The sequence below is a fragment of the Sphingomonas sp. 28-62-11 genome, assembly GCF_002278865.1.
Lineage (GTDB): Bacteria > Pseudomonadota > Alphaproteobacteria > Sphingomonadales > Sphingomonadaceae > Sphingomonas.
The window spans coordinates 13,249-31,312 of sequence record NZ_NCGB01000031.1; the positions used below are offsets into that span (position 1 = coordinate 13,249).

An 18,064-nucleotide genomic window follows, 5' to 3' on the forward strand; every position below is an offset into this window, starting at 1 on the left:
CGGTTGTCAACTCCGTAGACCCCAACCCGTCAGGTTTTGGCTGGGCCATCCCCGCGCCACCGGTCTGCGGCTTCGTGGTCACCGCTGCGGGCCTCTACCCACCGCGCATCGGCGCCGCGTTCCTCGCGCTTCCAAAAAGGGGCGTCGGTTTTCAGCCGGTCGATGAGGAATGCACAGGCATCAAGCGCTGCGGCGCGGTGCGGGGCGGCGGTGGCGACGAACACCACCCGGTCGCCTGGCACCATCCGCCCGACCCGGTGGACGATATGTGCCGCGATCAGGCCCCAGCGCGCTGTCGCCTCAACCGCAAGATCGTGCAGTGCACGTTCGGTCGCGCCCGGATAATGTTCCAGCTCGAGCACCGTCACGCCGTCATCGCCGCGCACTAGTCCGGTGAAACTCGCCACCGCGCCAGCGCCTGTCTGCTCCGCCAGCGCCAGTTCGGCCGCGATATCGATCGCGTCGGACTGCACCCGTGCGCTCATCATCCGCCCGTTACCGGCGGAAAGATCGCAATCTCGCGCGCGCCGGCGATCGATGCATCAAGCGCGACGAACTTCTGGTCGATCGCCGCGCGCAGCCGGGTGCGGTCAGCGAAAGCACGGGCATGGCCGTCGCTGGTGGCAGCGAGCCAATCGATCAGATCAGCCACGCTGGCCACTGCCGATGACGGCGTAATCACCTCATGCCCGGTACCGATCTGCTCGCGCACCCAGGCGAAATAGAGCATCTCAATCGCCACGCGGATTAATCCATATGCTTCAGGCCGACGCGCAAATAATCCCAGCCCGTCACCGCCGTCAGCGCCGCCGCCAGCCACAGCGCAGAAAGGCTGAACGGCTTGATCCAGAGCTCGGTCGGCAGCGCGCCTGCCAGGATGAGGCCGCCAAAGGCCACGATCTGAAGCGTCGTCTTCCATTTCGCCAATTGCGATACCGGCACTGACACGCGCAGTTGCGCCAGAAATTCACGCAACCCCGATACGGCAATTTCGCGCAGCAAAATGACCAATGCCGCGATCTTGTGCACGCCACCGATATCGCCCGTCCCCACCAACAGCAGGATGACGGCGGCGATCATGATCTTGTCGGCAATCGGATCGAGGAACACGCCAAGTTTCGACACCGTGCCCTGCGCACGCGCCAGATAGCCGTCGAAATAATCGGTAATGCCCATCAGGCAGTACAATGCGAACGCAATCGCATAGCCAGTCTGCCATTCGGGCCACCACAGGAACCCGGCGAGCAGCGGTACGGCGAGAATACGCGACAGGGTGAGCAGGTTGGGTAAGGTCAGCATCGCCAGCCGCTCTACGCCCCGGCGCGGCTGGCGCAAACCCCCAAGCGCGGCACGCGCGATTGCTGGCGGGATGCGCCTTGCGATTATCCGATTGCCGGTTTCGTCAAGGCTCGGCTATGGACCTGCCTTAGTGTTGCCATTTTGAGGTGCGGTTGCTCCATGTTGAATGCGCTCGGGCTATTGAAGGAGCGCCGTTTCCTGCCCCTTTTCGTCACGCAGTTCCTGGGTGCCTTCAACGACAATCTGTTCAAGACGTCGATGGTGCTGTTCGCGACGTACCAGATTTACAACGATCCCACGGTCGAACAGAATTTCAACGCGCTGGCGACGGCGATCGGCATTCTGCCGTTCTTCCTGCTCTCCGCGCTCGCCGGGCAGCTCGCCGATACGCACGATAAAGCCAGGATCATCCGGATCGTCAAAACCGCCGAAATCCTGATTATGATCGTGGGATCGGCTGGCCTGCTGATCGCGCATGGCGGCTATGCGACCCCTGGGCTTGCGCTGATGCTTGTCGCCGTCCTGGGCTTGGGCATCCACTCCGCTTTTTTCGGGCCAATCAAATACGCCATCCTGCCGCAGCATCTGCACGAGGATGAAGTGCTGGGCGGCACGGGCATGGTCGAAGCCGCGACCTATCTCGCGATCCTGTCAGGTACGGTGGTTGCCGGGGTGCTCGCGACCTTCCCGGCGGAGATCACCGTAGCGACCGTGATCGCCGTCGCGCTGATCGGCTGGGTCATGGCGTTGTTTGTGCCGCCTGCGCTCCGGCAAGGGCCCGAGCTGACGGTGAACTTCAATCCCTTCACCTCATCATGGCGAGTCATCAGCGCCACGATGCACATCCCGCGCTTGTTCATGACGATCTGCGCGATCAGCTTTTTCTGGTCCATGGGCGCAGTGCTGATCATCATCTTCCCGCCGCTGGTGAAGAATGTGCTGACCGCCAATGAAGCGGTATCAACTTTTGTGATCGCGTTGTTCTCGATCGGCGTTGCGATCGGATCGGTGGCGATCAACGCGCTGCTGAGGGGGCACACATCGGCGCGCTATGCCCCCGGATCGGTCCTGGCGATGGGCGGCTGCATCATCATCTTTTCGCTATTGTGCCGCGCTTGGCCAGCAGCCCCGGCCGGCACCCTGTATGATCTGATGACCTTCATCGAAATGCCCCGCGGGATCATGATCGTGATCGCGTTGATGGCCATCGCGATTACCGGCGGGATGTTCGTCGTGCCGCTCTACGCCTTCCTGACGACGACGGTGACGAAGGACCAGACGGCACGCACCGTTGCTGCCAATAATGTCGTCAACGCGGGCGCCATGGTGATCGGTGCGCTGGGGGTGCAGGCACTGGCTTTTGCCGGGGTCGGCCCTGGCGATATGCTGTTCGTGGTGGCGGCGATGTGCCCCATCTCGGCCTGGCTTGGCCACAAGCTTCATCTGGTGTGTGACCAGCCGATACCGCATCACTGATGCGGCTGGGACGCTAGAAGATCAGCGTGTAGATGCAGACGAAGAATGCCGTAAAGCTCAGCGCGAAGAGCTTCAGGTCATCTTCACCGCGCGGCGCGGCCGAGGTTGGTAGCCGCCTGTGGCGACGCGCCAGCGCGACCTGGCGGCGGATCGGGTGCCCGGCGAAACCGGCGGGCGCAATGGCGGCGGAGGCGGTCTGTTTCATGCACCGCAGTTAACAATCTGTTTACGATTTTTGCCAGCGTTCAAGATGGTTAAGCGATGTTCAGCTTCGGGACGGCGCCATGACCGGGACGTAACCGTCACACAGATGTAAAGAAATATTGCTCCGGCGGCTGCGACATCGCCCAATCGTTGACCGTTCGCCCCACGCCGCTTAGTCGAACCTGCAGGGGAATAGGCCAACCGCCATGACTGCGCCGACCATTATCCTGGTAGAAGATGATCCCGCGCTGCGGATGCTCACAACCCGTGCCCTGCAGGAAAACGGCTATACCGTCCGCCCCGCATCGGCAGCGCCCGAAATGTGGCTCGCGCTTGAAAAAGGGCCGGTTGATCTCGTGCTGCTCGATATCATGTTGCCCGGCACAAGTGGTCTCGATCTATGCCGGGCGTTGCGCCAGAAATGCGACGTGCCGATCATCTTCATCAGCGCCCGTTCCAGCGAGACAGATCGAGTCGTCGGGCTGGAACTGGGCGCCGATGATTATCTGGCTAAGCCGTTTGGCACGCGCGAATTGGTAGCACGGGTCCGCGCGGTGTTGCGGCGCCCCGCGCTTGATCGCCAAAATGCCGAGCGCGAAGCCCGGACGATCACTTTTGATGGGTGGACGGTCAATCTGCCGCGCCGGGAATTGCTGGCGCCCAGCGGTGCAAGCATCGATCTGACCGGGGCCGAATTCGATCTGCTCATCGCACTGCTCGATCATGCCCAGCGCGTTATTGCCCGCGAGCGGCTGATCGAGCTGTCCCGCACCCGGCTTGGCGATAGTTCGGATCGCAGCATTGATGTGCTCGTCAGCCGCCTGCGCCGCAAACTTTCGGGCGCGGGTAAGGAAGCGCCAATCATCACCGTGCGCGGCATCGGCTATATGCTCAACGTGCCTGTCGAACGGCATTGAGGCAGTTTGCCCGCCCGTCGCTTGGGCTGCTCAGCCGGATTCTCGCCATCCTGCTGCTTACTGTCATCATCGAATTCGGTGTCAGCACGCTGCTTTACGAGCGCGCCAGCCAGTTTTCGGTCCGCGATGACGAAGCCCGCCGCTTGGCCGAACATCTCGTCATCAGCCGTCGGCTGATCGCCGAGCGCCCGGTGGCGGAACGCCTCGCTATGGCCGCGCAGTTGACCACCGATCGCTATTTGATGCGCTGGGAAGGGCGCGTTACATCACCGCCGCCACTCGCAACCGAGCTTGCCGGGATGCGGCGCCAGATCATTGCTTGGGAACCAGCACTGGCCAGCGCCGATCTGCGCCTGCAACTCACGTCCCCGGGCCGACGATCGGTGGTGTCCGGCGGGTTGCGGCTGCCCGATGACAGCTGGGTCTATTTTCGAACCCGCACACCGATTGTAGGACTCAATCTGACGACCGAGCGGATTCTGCAGGCATTGGCGCCCGCGGTCGCGCTGATCGTGATGGGTGGGCTGTTGATGCAGCGCACGCTGCAGCCGCTGCGCCGGCTCGCCGCGGCAGCCGAGCAAATGGGCAGTGGCACCAGCGTTCATGTCGAGGAAGAAGGCCCGACCGACGTGGTCCGCGTGGTGCGCGCGTTCAACACCATGCAGGACCGCATTCATCAGCTGATCAATGATCGTACCCAGGGCCTGTTTGCGGTTGGTCATGATATGCGAACGCCCCTGTCTCGCCTGAAGCTGCGGGCCGATGCCATTCCCGATACGCAGGTCCGGCACGCGATACGCGGCGACATTCATGAGATGGAGGCAATGGTGGGATCGCTCCTTGCCTATCTGGGCGGCGACGATGATCCCGAAAATCCGGCGCATATCGACCTTGCGGTTACCTGCGCCACGATTGCGGACGACGCCGCTGATAATGGCGCAACCGTTATCTACAACGGCCCCGATCACCTCGAAATGGTGCTGCGACGATCAGCGATCAAACGGGCCATCACCAATCTGGTCGATAACAGTCTCCATTACGGCACGCGCGCAACGCTCTCGATCATGGTCGACGATTTCTGGGTGTATCTCAACATCGATGATGATGGTCCTGGCATTCCTGCCGACAAGACTGACCTGGTGATCCAGCCCTTTGTCCGGCTCGATCCAGCCCGGCAACGCGACACCAAAGGGTTCGGGCTGGGGCTTGCGATTGTAGCCGATACAGTAGCACGTGAAGGGGGCCGACTGAGCCTGTCGAACCGTCCCGAAGGCGGGCTCCGCGCGCAGATCATGTTACCGCGTCGATAGCGAGGTAGTGACTACAAGAGACACGTTAAATTACGTCCACGTGTTTTTGCAGAAATTTATCGGTGATAAACCTCAAGCGTTGGTTTTGAAGGCCCGTCTTGTTTGGCAGGCGCCTTCACTGAACATCCGGTCTGGCCGACCGTCCCCAAACCCTCGCGCCAGAATAGCCGGACGGGTCGGCGTTCCCATGCGCCGACCCGAATTCTTCAAACCACAGCGACGTCTTTTCAGGCTGTACCGATCAGCGTTTTCAACGGTGTCGCCGGATCGGCCAGCAGGGCGAGATCGGGTGAAACAGCGCCGGCGACGAGCCCGCGCCCGGCGACGTAATCTTTGACCATGTTGACACAATCGAGCGCAATGACGCACCCAGCCTGCAGATAAACGACCGAAAAACTGCGAGTTGCCGGATCACCGCGCACCACCAGCGCGTCATGGCCCACTGACAGGCCCACCGTCTGCAACTTCAGGTCATATTGGTTTGACCAGAACCACGGTACAGCATCATATTCCCCGTCGCCCCCCATGATCGCCTTGGCGACCACATTCGCCTGATCATTGGCGTTCTGCACCGATTCGAGCCTGATCATCGCGCCACCGGCAAAATGATTGTGATGCGCGGCACAGTCGCCGATTGCGAAGATATCGGCCAGGCTGGTGCGGCACTTGCCATCTACCTCCACCCCGTTGCCACCACGCGCACCCGCCGCGATCAACGGTGCAATAGCCGGGATGATACCGATCCCCACCACCACCATCTCGCACCCGATCACATCGCCATCGGCGAGCCGGACGCCAATCGCTTGTCCCTCCGACGCCTCAATCCCCGCGACCATCGCGCCAAGCCTTACATCAACGCCGTGCGCGCGATGCTCATCCTCGAAAAACCGCGACAAAGGCTCACCCGCCACGCGGGCCAGCACCCGATCAAGCGCCTCGATCACCGTCACTTGCTTGCCCAACTTGGTGAGCACAGCGGCCGCCTCAAGCCCGATATAGCCGCCACCAACGACGGCGACGCGCGCCACCTGCGGCATTTCGGCGATCATCCGGTCGACATCGGCACGCGTGCGGACATAATGGACGCCCCGCGCATCGGCGCCCGGGCAGCCCAATCGGCGGGGGGCGCCGCCGCCCGCCCAGATCAACTGGCCATAGCCGATCGTGCGACCGCCCTCAGTTTTCAGCACATGCGCATCGGGATCAATCGCGGCTACCCGTGTGCTTAACTCGAAATCGATCGACCGTTCGCTCCAAAAGGCGGCGGGGCGGATCAGCAGCCGCTCAAATGGCTTCTCGCCCGACAGATAATCCTTTGACAGCGGCGGGCGCTCATAGGGCAAATCGGGCTCATCGCCGATCAGCATGATCGATCCGGCAAAACCTTGTTGACGCAGCGCAATCGCGGCCTGTGCGCCGCCATGCCCGGTCCCGACGATCACTACATCCGCCTGATCCACGCGCGCTCCGTCCTTCGATGGTCGACAATTGATCGCTGCCTATCGCCGCTCTGGCCCGGCAGGGCAATTGGCTTCACCTTACCGGTGCCGATCACCGGTCAATCTACCCCAGCGCCCCGCATCAATCCGACGACGCGATCCCGGCATAGCGCCATTGCAGGCGCTCCCCGGCGTGAAACGGCACCACCGCGCCCGCCGCGCCAACATCAATCGTCGTCGGCACATCGATGGGATCACGCTCAAGAACGATCCGTTCCTCATTCAGCGGCAGGCCGTAAAATCGCGGGCCATGTTCGGCGGCAAAACCTTCGAGCCGGTCGATCGCCCCTTCCTCCTCAAAAGTCGCGGCATAACTTTCGATGGCAAAGGGCGCGTTGAAGATGCCAGCACAGCCACAGGCCGATTCCTTCGCAGCGATGATGTGGGGGGCTGAATCGGTGCCAAGGAAGAATTTGGGCGAGCCCGACACTGCCGCGCGCCGCAACGCCAGCCGATGCCGCTCGCGCTTGGCGACTGGCAGGCAATAGGCGTGCGGGCGAATGCCGCCATCGAACATCGCATTGCGATTGATGCGCAGATGGTGCGGCGTGATCGTCGCGGCAACCAAAGGACCGCTGTTTTCGACAAAGGCAACCGCCTCTACGGTGGTGATATGTTCGAACACCGATCTCAGGCCCGGAAAATCGGCCTGGATACGGGCATAGACACGCTCAATGAACACCGCCTCGCGATCGAAAATGTCGATCGTTGGATCAGTCACCTCGCCATGGAGCAGCAGCGGCATGCCAATCCGCTCCATCCGAGCCAGCACCGCGCTGATCGCGCCGATATCGGATACGCCATGCGCCGAATTGGTCGTTGCATGCGCGGGATACAGCTTGCAGGCGGTAAAGACTCCCTCGGCAAAACCGCGCTCGATCTCATCGGGGTCGCTATGATCGGTCAGATAGCAAATCATCAGCGGAGTGAAGCCAAGTGCCGTATCAACCGCCGCCTCGATCCGCGCGCGATAGGCTCGGGCCGCAGCAACAGTCGTCACCGGTGGGGCGAGATTGGGCATCACAATCGCACGCGCGAACTGGCGCGCGGTATGGTTGACCACTGCCGCCAGCATCGCACCATCGCGCAAATGGACGTGCCAGTCGTCGGGTCGCCGCATGACGAGACGATCAGATGGGAGAGCGGCAGGATCGGCAGGGGGCGCGGCAGATAGCATCGCCAATCGTTTAGCCATCCGCGATTCAAAGTCCATCGCGCGGCGTGGCCAGCGTCATCACAAAAGGGCGATCCCGCAGGCGAAACGCCGCCTGCGGGATCAACCGATCAGAATGCCGCCGAAACCGAGAAGACCACCTGGCCACCGGCGATCGAGCCGCCGTCCTTGGTCGAGCTGAAGTTGGGCAGCAGATACGCCGATTCAGCCAAACCGATATCGGTATCGGTGTACGCGACACCAAGCACGAGCGGACCGACCACGGCATCAACCCCGAACAGCCAATCGACATATTCGCCTGTCGGCGTCACGCTGGTGCCGTTGGGGCCCAGGCCGGGATTGCCGTTCGAATAACCGACATGCGCCTTTGCCGTCAGCGGCGTTTTGGGAATCGCAACGTTTGCATCACCCCAGATATACAGATTGTCGTCGGTCTGGCCACGGCTGAACGGCGTGTTCGAGAAGTTGCCGAGGGCGCGCTGCTTGGGTGCGTAGGCAACGCCGATGAGCGCATTGACTGGGCCTAGCGCCCCGCTGACCTTCACATAAGGCTCGGCGAAATCGGTCAACTGCGCACCACCTGGATACATGTACCAGGTCAGGCCGACATCGACCGTTGCGCCACCGACGGCGCGCTTGTAGCCGCCGAAAATGTCGAGCTCGGTATTGGAGCCACCAAAAGCGCCCCAACCGGCCAGGTTGGATGCCCAGGCGCCGACATAGAGCCCGCTTTCATGGGTGACGGTGAACCCGCCTTGGATGGCGCCTTCCTCATCGGACTGGGAGACGCCACGGAAGCGATAGTCCGAAACGAACGCCACGCTGCCGGAAACCGTCAGCGCCTTGGGCGGATCGGTTTCCTCAGCTGCGGCAGGTTGCGCTGCAACAATGAGCGCGGCCGCAGCCGCAAAAAGCGATATCTTCATGGGATCTCCTGTAATCGACAATGAGGTCCCGCCTGCGCTCGAACCGTCGCATCTCTCCGTTGTTTAAGCGGGGTGCGATCAATCCAACCACCCAAGAGTGGCGTCGTTATGTTGCGCAGGATTTCGCAGTTTGCAACATTTTGTTTCACCGATGCGACAGCGTCGAGAAGCCGCAAACCACGTAAACCAGCCAATTTGTCGCAATGGCCCCACGAATCTTGGCTGGCTGTTGCTGCACTGCAACAGATCGGCCATCGCGCCCGTCGGCCTGTCATGTGCAGGGTACTGCAGAAAAATCACGCCAGATCACGACCAAGGCGCGCCAAAAGCGGATGTTGACCAACACCCCGCTCCGATGGCATTGGCGTGCGACCGGCGGGCACGATGTGTCTGGCCAAAGCCGCGCAACCGGCATCTGCGGGTGTAGCTCAATGGCAGAGCAGAAGCTTCCCAAGCTTACGACGAGGGTTCGATTCCCTTCACCCGCTCCACTGACACCGATAGCGATTTTCCGGTGAGCAGAATGCGGTAGCGGCGCCCCGTCCGCGAGGAAGCGCGGGCACTGTTAGCTCTTGGTTAGGACCCGTCGCGCGGAAAGCAACGCGACGATGAGCATCGGTCAGCCGATCGCTTTGACCTTGGCTGCTTCGGCCCATAGGGCGCCTCCCAATACGGGGCTCCCTCGTCTGGTATGCGAGCAGCAATCTCCATTGGTACTGCCCACGCTCTTTCGGGCGTCGCATCGATACGCCAACGAAAATATTGCTCATTTTGTTAAAGACAGAAAGGAAATGTTAAAGGGGGTTGTGCTCCAATACCCAGCGCGTGGGACCAATGTCGCGCCATGGTCTGGGAGGGGCGGCGGTTTGGCGAGCAGCTCGATTGCGAAGGGATTTTTACGGCCCGCGGTCCGCGAAGTTCTTATCGTGGTCGGCTTGTTCGCGCTGTTTGCGGCTTTGACGCTGCCGATGTTCGTTTCGACCGAAAGCCGCGACGTCAGGGTAAGCGATGGGCAGATCGCGATTCCCCGTACGCTTCTCGCCCAGCGGCCGGTGGTACTCGAGGGCGAATGGTCGATCGAACGTATTGCGCAGGGCGGGCGGCAGAATCGCGCGCTGTTGAAGGTGCCCGGGCCTTGGGAAGGGCTTCGCATGCCCAATGGACACAGGCTTCGTGCGGGCGAAGCGATGCTCTATCGGCTGACGGTGCACGACGTGCCAGCGGGCGACTACCGGATGTTTTTGCCATCGATCTGGGGGGCGTCGCAGGTTTATGTCGATGGCCGACTGCGCTCGTCGAGCGGGAGGATGGGTTTCTCTGCCGCAACGTCGGTCTACGAATTGCGTCGCCACGACGTTGGCTTCTCCACCGAGGGCGGCGACGTGCGCCTGGCTATCGCCATCACAACATACAACGACATCAAGAACGGATTACGCATTGCGCCCGTTATGGGCACGGCAGCGACCATGGATCAGTGGATCGCCCTTGTCTGGGCCCGGACCTTCTACATCAGCGTGACCTTTGTGTTGATCGGGCTGTTCGCGCTGATCGTGTATGTCAATCGCCCGGTTGATCGTTCCTCGCTCTACCTCGCGCTTGGCGCATTCGGCCTTTTGGGCGTCCAGGGCATTCATGGTTTGCAGAATTTACTGCTCGTGGCGGCGCCCGGACTGTCGCACGAATTGCTCTACGCCGCGCTTATTCTTTGCACGTACGGGGGTATCATCGCGTGGGTGGCTTACGTCGAGGCGCTATTTCCCGATCGCACGCGCAGGCACTGGTACTTACTGCTGCAAGCCATCGTTGCCGTTTGCGGTACGTTCGTCGCCGGACTCTTGATAGTCGGTGGAACGCTTCTTGCTACAAGAGTGATCTCCCTATTCTTGGTATGTATGGTGATGACTTTTGTCTTTGTGTTCAGCCGAACCATTTCGGCAGTGCGCGAAGGCCGTGACGGCGCGATCCTGCTCTTTCTTGGGCAAGTTGCGGTGGTTGTTTCAACGGGCCTCCAAGCGACGGTGAACCTCAACTTCATCGCCCCCGGCCCGATCGCCCGGATCGATCTGGCGGGATATGGACTGATCATCTTTGCCTTCACGCATCTCGTCGTGCTTGCGCGCCGCTGGTCGGTTGCGATCGTTTCTGCTGAAGTGCTCAGCGAGGATCTCGGACGCCTGCTCGAGGTCAATTCTGCTGTCGCCAGCGAAAGTCACCTCGTATCGTTGCTGGAGCGCATCGCCGGCGTTACCAGCCGCATCCTCGACGCAGAGCGGACAAGTATCTTCATCCACGACCCTGAGCGAGGCGAACTGTGGACACTCGTGGCAGAGGGCATGGAAGCGCGGGAGATTCGCATTCCGGAAGACCGGGGCATTGCGGGTCACTCCTTCCAGCTAGGGCAGGCAGTGCACGTCAGTGATCCTTATAGCGATCCCCGTTTCAATCCCGCTGTTGACCGGGAAACGGGGTTTGTGACCCGAAATATGCTGTGTTCGCCGTTGGTCACCCGCGATGGGCGCAAGCTGGGCGTTCTCCAGGTCCTCAACAGTCGACTTAATGAAGGCTTCAAGGAACGCGACATGACGCGGCTCGCTGCCTTTTCAGCGCAGGCGGCGGTGGCAATCGACAACGCCAACTTGTTCGCTGCGGTGCTCGAATCGCGCAACTACAACGAGCGCATCCTTTCTTCGATGTCGAGCGGCGTCGTCACGCTACAGGACGATGCCCGAAGGGCGCGGCTAAACGATGCCGCAGCGCGCATCCTGGGGGTGAGCAAGGACGATGCTGAAACAGCCGATGCGCGGGAGTTCGTCGGCAGCGCAAACCCATGGCTGGCGGAAGAGATCGCCCAGGTCGCTGCTGGCGAGGTTTCAAAGACCTTTCTCGACAGCGAACTTGTGACCGTTGGCAACGGTACGATCTCGGCCAATCTATCGCTCGTTCCGCTGCGCGACGGCGACCGCGCGACCGGCGTGCTCATGATGATCGACGATATCAGCGCGAGTAAGCGTCTCGAAGGCACGATCCGGCGCTTCATGACGCAGGAGGTGATGGATCAAGTTCTCGCGCATGATGGGGATGCATTGTTTGGCAGCGCCTGTCAGGCCAGCATCCTGTTCGCTGATATCCGCGGCTTCACCACGATGGCAGAGGCACTCACCGCGCGGGAGACTGTAGAACTGCTCAATGAACTCTTCACAGAGATGTACGAGGCCGTAGCCGGTGCGAACGGCGTCCTCGACAAGTATATGGGCGACGCCATTATGGCCGTCTATGGAGCGCCCCTGGCAAGCGATCAGGATGCCCTCAACGCGGTGACGAGTGCGATGGAAATGCTGCGGATGCTCGATCTGATCAACGCGCGACGAGCCGACCGCGACGCGGCTCCCGTCCGCATCGGCATGGGCATCTCGACCGGCGAGGTTGTGGCGGGAACGATCGGCAGCCCCAAACGGATGGATTACACGGTAATCGGCGACAGCGTGAACTTGGCAGCACGCTTGCAGGAACTCACCAAGACGTATGGGGTCGATTTGCTGTTGTGTGAGGACACAGCAGCAGCAGTCATGGGACGGGTGGAAACGCGCGAGATCGACGTCATTCGGGTCCGCGGGCGCAAACGGCCAGCAAAGATTTTTGAGGCTGTGGCGCCATCGCGTGCCGCCGACACTGGCCGAAAGGCGTCGCTCGTTGCTTACGGCAAAGGGCGCACCAATCTGCTATCGCGCAATTGGCAAGGCGCGATTGCTGATTTTGAAGAAGCCGTCGCGCAAGACCCAAGCGACATGCCGGCCAAGGTTATGCTCGAACGCGCACGCACGCTTTCGCAGCGGGCTCCCGAGTCCAACTAGGACGGCGTATGGCAAAGCCCGGCCAAGACCGCCGCTGCAGCGTGAAACATGGGTGACGGTCGTTCTCAGATCCCGTCCGCAACCACCGCTCTACCGCCAGCCTCCAGCTGTGCGGTCACATCGGCGATGCACGCATCGATAATCGCCTGGTCGGTCGCGCGCACCACGAAATTGGCGCCTACCCTCCCCTCGCGGAAAAATGGATAGCTGCCGATGGCCACACCGGGATGCGCGCGTTCGGCCTCGCCTAGCATTTCGGCGACTTCGCTTTCCGCCACCCAGCAACCGATTGTGCGGGAGAGGACCGGTTGCCCGCCCTCCAGCGTGCCCGTCAGCGCATCGAGCATCCCCGCAGTGATGTGCGGTACGCCCGCCATCACGAAGATATTGCCGATCCGAATGCCCGGCGCCCCCGACATCCGGTTTTCGATCAGCGCCGCGCCATCGGGCACGCGCGCCATGCGCTTACGCGCCTCCGTCAGCCCGCCACGGCTCGCGTAATAGCCCTCGAGCACGGCCAGTGCGCGCGGGTGATGCACCACGGCCACGCCGAGTGCTTCCGCAATCGCATCGACAGTGATGTCGTCATGCGTCGGGCCGATCCCGCCGGTGGTGAACAAATAATCATTGCGCGCCCGCAGCGCGTTTACGGCTTCGACAATCGCCGCCGTATCGTCAGCCACGACGCGCACCTCGGCGAGGCGGATGCCCTGCACGTTCAGCCAGGCGGCGATCTGCGCCACATTCTTGTCCTGGGTGCGGCCGGACAGAATTTCGTCACCGATCACGACAAGGGCGGCAGTCCAGATGCGTGTCGTAGAGGCGATCGTCGGGGTTGATGTCATCGCCGTCGCATAGCCCAGCCTGCCCCCCTCGCAAAGCCCGCAACAGATCGCTATGTTCAACAAATGACAGTGTACGAAACCGTAACCGCCGAAGCGCCGATGACGCGTACGGGCGCAATCAAACTCCATGATGCATCGGGCTTTGAAGGCATGCGCCGGGCCGGGCGCCTGGCCGCCGAAACGCTCGACATGCTCGTCCCCCATGTCGTGCCGGGCGTAACGACCGGCGCGCTCGACGATCTCGTTCGCCATTTCATCACCGCGGGCGGCGGCGTGCCCGCAACGATCGGCTATCGCGGCTATACGCATAGCTGCTGCATCTCGATCAATCACGTCGTCTGCCACGGCATCCCGAGCGAAAAGACGCTGAAGGATGGCGATATCGTCAATATCGACGTCACCCCATTGCTCGGCGGCTGGCACGGCGATTCGAGCCGGATGTATCTGGTCGGCGATGTCCCGCTCAAGGCGCGCCGGCTGGTCGATGTGACCTATGAATGCCTGATGCTCGGCATCGAAAAAGCGCGGCCGGGCAATACGCTGGGCGATGTTGGCTATGCGATCCAGGCCCATGCCGAACGCCACCGCTACGGCGTGGTGCGCGACTTCTGCGGGCACGGTGTGGGCCGGCTGTTTCATGACGCACCCGAAGTGGTCCATGTCGGTCGCCCGGGCACGGGGCCAGAGCTTCGGCCGGGCATGTTCTTCACGATCGAGCCGATGATCAACATCGGCCGCGCCGATGTGAAACTGCTTGACGATGGTTGGACGGCGGTGACGCGTGACCGGTCGCTATCGGCGCAGTTCGAACATTCGATCGGCATTACCGAGACCGGCTGCGAGATTTTCACGACCAGCCCCAAGGGCCTGCATCAACCGCCTTACACCGCCTGAGCGTCAACCGTCGCTCGCACAGGCCGCAAGCTTCACCGGATCGAGCAGCAACCGCCGGAGATCGCCGAACAGCCGCGTTGCGACTGGCGGGTCGCGATTGGTCAACACTTCGATCTCGACATCGTCGTCCGGGAATATCGTTGCCTCGACATTGACGCCCGGCGCGCCACCATTGTGGCCGTACCAGCGATGCCCCTCGAAGCTGCCGGTGCCAAACCCGAAGCCATAATGCGCGCGCGGGACGCCGGGGGGACCGGGCGCCTCGATCTGCGGCGCGGCGAACATCGCGACGGTCTTGGCGCTCACCAGCTTGCCAGCGGCGAGCGCGGCGAAGAAGCGTCGCAGGTCGCCCACGGTGCTGTAGGCGCTGCCTGCGGGCGTGCCCGGCAAGGTCGATTCTTGCGCCGGGCGCGGCGGCCCGGGGGGCAGCGCCATCGGCGCCGCAGGACCCCCACCCTCCCCCGGCCGCATGATCATCAGCCCCGGCGCACCGGGCGGCGGCATCGGCGCGCCGGCGTCGCCTGGTCGAATCATCACCATCCCCGGTGCGCCCGGCCCGCCCAGCGGCGGCAAGGCCGGCATCGTGGTAACGCCGATGGCGGCGGGTACCGGGCTGGCGGGATCGAGCCCGGTGGCGGTCATATCCGCGGGCACGAAGACATGATCGCGCAGATAATCGCCATAGCGTTGCCCCGACACGCGCTCGACCATCGCCCCGAGCAGCAGGAAGCCGGTGTTCGAATATTGGAATCGCGTGCCGGGCGCGAAGGCCGGTTTCTCGTTCGCTACGAGCGGCAGCAGATCGGCGATGCTGCGCGCACGCGCCAGTGCATCGAGCGTATCGGGCGAAAAGAAGCTGCCAAGCCCGCCGCTGTGGGTCAGGAGCTGGCGAACCGTCACCGCCGACGCTTCACGGGTCAGGCCATCGACATAGCGACCGATTGGGTCGTCGAGTCCGACCTTGCCCGCTTCGACAAGCTGCGCGACCGCGACTGCGGTAAACATCTTGTTCGCCGAGCCGAGATTGAAGCGCGTATCGACGGCAATCGCGCGCCCGGTGCCGTCGGCAGTGCCAAGCGCCAGCTGCCCGACATCGCTGCCGCGCCGCACCAGCACGACTCCGGAGAAGCCTGGCATCGCAGCCACGCGGGCGGCAACGCACCGACCGACCGGTGAGTTCTTGTCCGCAGCCATCCCTGCACTTGGAATTGCCGTCAACGCGGCCGCTGCCACCCCCCACACCATATGCCGCATCGCCACATCTCCCTTGCACTTCAGTTGCGACACAGCTGCGGCTAGGTCTAGTGTAATTGAAAGGAGTTCTATTTGAGTAGAAGATCGATATACTCAGGGTTGGGAGCGCCGGCATGCTCGACGAATTGACCATCCACGATCCCGCCGCCGCAGCGGCAATGACCGAGCCTCGACTGCACGGGATCGTGCTGGCGCTGGTCGATCGTGAGCAGGGCGCGGTCGAACTTGCCAGGCAGGCCCAAATGTCGCTGAGCCTGATCGGCCATCATCTCCGGCGGCTGATCGCATTTGGGCTGATCGTCGAGACGCGCCGCGAACCCCGAGCGGGCCGCGCCGTTGCTCGGTATCGCGCGGTGGCGCGCAGCTATTTCGTGCCCGTCGAACTCAGCTCAAGACTAAGTGGGGACCGACTTGCAGATGAGCTACGTGCGGCGCTCGATCGCGCGCGCATTCGCAGCATCCTTGGCACGCGCTACTCCTTTGAATCCGGCCCGCGGATGCGGCTGGTGCTCGATACGCCGACGCCCGGCACCTCGGAGCTATGGCTGCGCCTCCACCTTACGCCCGACGATGCCGCTGCGTTCGCCGTTGACGTCCGCGCGCTGTTCGAGCGCTATCGGGTGCGCGATGGCGGCGCTGGGCCGCGCTACATCCTACACGGCGCGATTGCGCCCGAATAAGGAATCAATTGGGCGCATCCGCCCGCGTTGCCTCAAAAACAGGCATCGGCGCGCGATATGCTTCCCCTATAGGCATTGGGCGCCGGTCGGCGTGGTCGTCACAAGGCGACGCCTCTCCCCTCGCGTGACTGGCACGCTTGTTGTAAGGGATTCCGACAGTCAGAGGCACATCCTTCCATAAGATCGGGGCACACCGTGAAAAAGATCGAAGCGATCATTAAACCCTTCAAGCTCGACGAGGTGAAGGAAGCGCTTCACGAAGTCGGCGTCAGCGGCATCACCGTGACGGAGGCCAAGGGTTTCGGGCGGCAAAAGGGCCATACCGAGCTGTACCGCGGTGCGGAATATGTCGTCGATTTCCTCCCCAAGGTGAAGCTTGAGGTGGTCGTGGAGGATGCGATGGCTGACCGTGTTGTGGAGGCGATCGCCGCCGCCGCGCAGACCGGCCGGATCGGCGATGGCAAGATCTTCGTCATCCCCGTCGAAACCGTGCTCCGCATCCGCACCGGGGAGCGCGACGAAAACGCAATTTGACGCAGCGCAGCATTGTGTGAAAACTATGCACTGCGACGCAACATGATTCTCCGGTTCGCCGGAACACCATCACTCTTGAATAGGGGACCAATCCAATGGCCAACGACGCCGGCAAAATCCTGAAGATGATCAAGGACGATGAGATCGAGTGGGTCGATCTGCGCTTCACCGATCCCAAGGGCAAATGGCAGCATCTGACGATGGTCTCGACGGTCGTCGGTGAGGATGAGCTGACCGACGGTTTCATGTTCGACGGCTCCTCGATCGAGGGCTGGAAGGCGATCAACGAATCCGACATGATCCTGAAGCCTGATCTCGACGCGGTCTATGTCGATCCGTTCAGCGCGACGCCGATGATGATCCTGTTCTGCGACATCGTCGAGCCATCGACCGGCGAACTCTATTCGCGCGATCCGCGCAGCACGGCGAAGCGCGCCGAGGCCTATCTGAAGACCACCGGTATCGGCGACACCGTCTATGTCGGCCCCGAAGCCGAATTCTTCATCTTCGACGATGTCCGCTTCGAAACCAGCTATTCGACCAGCTATTACAAGATCGACGATATCGAGCTACCGACCAACACCGGCCGCGAATATGAAGGCGGCAATCTGGGCCACCGTCCGCGCGCCAAGGGCGGTTATTTCCCCGTCGCGCCGGTCGACAGCTGCGTCGACATTCGCGGCGAGATGGTGTCGACCATGCTCGAAATGGGGCTGCCGTGCGACAAGCATCACCATGAAGTCGCTGCCGCGCAGCATGAGCTCGGCCTCACCTTCGGCACGCTGACGACCACGGCAGACCGGATGCAGATCTATAAGTACGTCGTCCACCAGGTCGCGCATGCGTACGGCAAGACGGCGACGTTCATGCCGAAGCCGATTAAGGAAGATAACGGCAGCGGCATGCACACCCATTTGTCGATCTGGGACAAGGGCACGCCGCTGTTCGCCGGGAACGGCTATGCCGGGCTGTCGGAAATGTGCCTGTTCTTCATCGGCGGCATCATCAAGCACGCCAAGTCCGTCAACGCCTTCACCAACCCGACCACCAACAGCTACAAGCGACTGGTGCCGGGCTATGAAGCGCCGGTGCTGCTCGCTTATTCGGCGCGCAACCGCTCGGCCTCATGCCGCATTCCATATGGCACGGGCCCCAAGGCAAAGCGCGTCGAAGTCCGCTTTCCCGACGCGATGGCCAACCC

17 protein-coding genes and 1 tRNA gene are annotated in these 18,064 nt (G+C 62.2%); 9 read left to right on the forward strand and 9 right to left on the reverse strand.

Annotation, left to right across the window (positions count from 1 at the left end):
• Positions 1 to 29: 29 nt before the first annotated feature.
• The 3 genes from B7Y49_RS11390 to pgsA are packed head-to-tail and all read right to left on the reverse strand — an operon-like array spanning position 30 to position 1,299.
• Positions 30 to 488 (reverse strand): molybdenum cofactor biosynthesis protein MoaE, encoded by a 459-nt coding sequence (locus tag B7Y49_RS11390; protein WP_374127712.1) that lies wholly within the window; start codon positions 486 to 488, stop codon positions 30 to 32.
• Entirely contained in the window at positions 485 to 742 is a 258-nt protein-coding gene (moaD, locus tag B7Y49_RS11395) for a MoaD/ThiS family protein (RefSeq protein WP_374127713.1), read from the reverse strand. Before moaD ends, B7Y49_RS11390 begins: the two co-directional genes overlap by 4 nt.
• 5 nt (positions 743 to 747) lie before the next feature.
• Positions 748 to 1,299: a CDP-alcohol phosphatidyltransferase family protein gene (gene pgsA / locus B7Y49_RS11400; RefSeq protein WP_374127714.1), complete on the reverse strand. Its 552-nt coding sequence runs from the start codon at positions 1,297 to 1,299 to the stop codon at positions 748 to 750.
• A 159-nt stretch (positions 1,300 to 1,458) separates the two neighbouring features.
• Here pgsA and B7Y49_RS11405 point away from each other — a divergent pair, with 159 nt between their 5' ends.
• Positions 1,459 to 2,775 carry an MFS transporter gene (locus B7Y49_RS11405; protein ID WP_374127715.1) on the forward strand — a complete coding sequence of 439 codons (1,317 nt, stop codon included), beginning with the start codon at positions 1,459 to 1,461 and terminating at the stop codon, positions 2,773 to 2,775.
• Between the two features lie 13 nt (positions 2,776 to 2,788).
• Here the strand turns inward: B7Y49_RS11405 and B7Y49_RS11410 are convergent, their stop codons facing one another.
• Entirely contained in the window at positions 2,789 to 2,980 is a 192-nt protein-coding gene (locus B7Y49_RS11410) for a hypothetical protein (protein ID WP_374127716.1), read from the reverse strand.
• A 205-nt stretch (positions 2,981 to 3,185) separates the two neighbouring features.
• Between B7Y49_RS11410 and B7Y49_RS11415 the strand changes: the two genes are divergently transcribed.
• On the forward strand, positions 3,186 to 3,896 hold the full coding sequence (locus B7Y49_RS11415; protein ID WP_374127717.1) for a response regulator: 711 nt from the start codon (positions 3,186 to 3,188) through the stop codon (positions 3,894 to 3,896).
• Complete coding sequence (locus tag B7Y49_RS11420; protein ID WP_374127718.1) at positions 3,893 to 5,206, forward strand: ATP-binding protein; 1,314 nt, start codon at positions 3,893 to 3,895, stop codon at positions 5,204 to 5,206. The genes B7Y49_RS11415 and B7Y49_RS11420 overlap by 4 nt, the downstream gene beginning before the upstream one ends.
• 227 nt (positions 5,207 to 5,433) lie before the next feature.
• Here the strand turns inward: B7Y49_RS11420 and B7Y49_RS11425 are convergent, their stop codons facing one another.
• The 3 genes from B7Y49_RS11425 to B7Y49_RS11435 form a co-directional block, all read right to left on the reverse strand.
• Positions 5,434 to 6,666 carry an NAD(P)/FAD-dependent oxidoreductase gene (locus B7Y49_RS11425; RefSeq protein ID WP_374127719.1) on the reverse strand — a complete coding sequence of 411 codons (1,233 nt, stop codon included), beginning with the start codon at positions 6,664 to 6,666 and terminating at the stop codon, positions 5,434 to 5,436.
• Positions 6,667 to 6,787: 121 nt separating this feature from the next.
• Positions 6,788 to 7,825 carry a dihydroorotase gene (pyrC, locus tag B7Y49_RS11430; RefSeq protein ID WP_374127720.1) on the reverse strand — a complete coding sequence of 346 codons (1,038 nt, stop codon included), beginning with the start codon at positions 7,823 to 7,825 and terminating at the stop codon, positions 6,788 to 6,790.
• Positions 7,826 to 7,989: 164 nt separating this feature from the next.
• Positions 7,990 to 8,805, reverse strand: a complete 816-nt coding sequence (locus B7Y49_RS11435; RefSeq protein ID WP_374127721.1) for a TorF family putative porin — start codon at positions 8,803 to 8,805, stop codon at positions 7,990 to 7,992.
• Positions 8,806 to 9,222: 417 nt separating this feature from the next.
• On the opposite strand from B7Y49_RS11435, the gene B7Y49_RS11440 reads away from it, so the two are divergent.
• Together B7Y49_RS11440 and B7Y49_RS11445 are read left to right on the forward strand one after the other, a co-directional pair.
• A tRNA-Gly gene (locus B7Y49_RS11440) sits at positions 9,223 to 9,296 on the forward strand.
• A 117-nt stretch (positions 9,297 to 9,413) separates the two neighbouring features.
• On the forward strand, positions 9,414 to 12,656 hold the full coding sequence (locus B7Y49_RS11445) for an adenylate/guanylate cyclase domain-containing protein (protein WP_374127722.1): 3,243 nt from the start codon (positions 9,414 to 9,416) through the stop codon (positions 12,654 to 12,656).
• A 65-nt stretch (positions 12,657 to 12,721) separates the two neighbouring features.
• Here B7Y49_RS11445 and B7Y49_RS11450 read toward each other — a convergent pair whose 3' ends face one another.
• On the reverse strand, positions 12,722 to 13,501 hold the full coding sequence (locus B7Y49_RS11450; RefSeq protein WP_374127723.1) for a competence/damage-inducible protein A: 780 nt from the start codon (positions 13,499 to 13,501) through the stop codon (positions 12,722 to 12,724).
• Positions 13,502 to 13,564: 63 nt separating this feature from the next.
• Between B7Y49_RS11450 and map the strand changes: the two genes are divergently transcribed.
• Positions 13,565 to 14,395, forward strand: a complete 831-nt coding sequence (gene map, locus B7Y49_RS11455; protein WP_374127724.1) for a methionyl aminopeptidase — start codon at positions 13,565 to 13,567, stop codon at positions 14,393 to 14,395.
• Between the two features lie 3 nt (positions 14,396 to 14,398).
• Here the strand turns inward: map and B7Y49_RS11460 are convergent, their stop codons facing one another.
• Entirely contained in the window at positions 14,399 to 15,649 is a 1,251-nt protein-coding gene (locus B7Y49_RS11460) for a serine hydrolase domain-containing protein (RefSeq protein WP_374127725.1), read from the reverse strand.
• Between the two features lie 113 nt (positions 15,650 to 15,762).
• On the opposite strand from B7Y49_RS11460, the gene B7Y49_RS11465 reads away from it, so the two are divergent.
• The 3 genes from B7Y49_RS11465 to glnA form a co-directional block, all read left to right on the forward strand.
• Positions 15,763 to 16,329, forward strand: a complete 567-nt coding sequence (locus tag B7Y49_RS11465) for a winged helix-turn-helix domain-containing protein (RefSeq protein ID WP_374127726.1) — start codon at positions 15,763 to 15,765, stop codon at positions 16,327 to 16,329.
• Between the two features lie 195 nt (positions 16,330 to 16,524).
• Complete coding sequence (locus B7Y49_RS11470; protein ID WP_374127727.1) at positions 16,525 to 16,863, forward strand: P-II family nitrogen regulator; 339 nt, start codon at positions 16,525 to 16,527, stop codon at positions 16,861 to 16,863.
• Between the two features lie 95 nt (positions 16,864 to 16,958).
• Positions 16,959 to 18,064: type I glutamate--ammonia ligase (glnA, locus tag B7Y49_RS11475; RefSeq protein WP_374127728.1), on the forward strand; the 1,106-nt coding region annotated here is incomplete at its 3' end.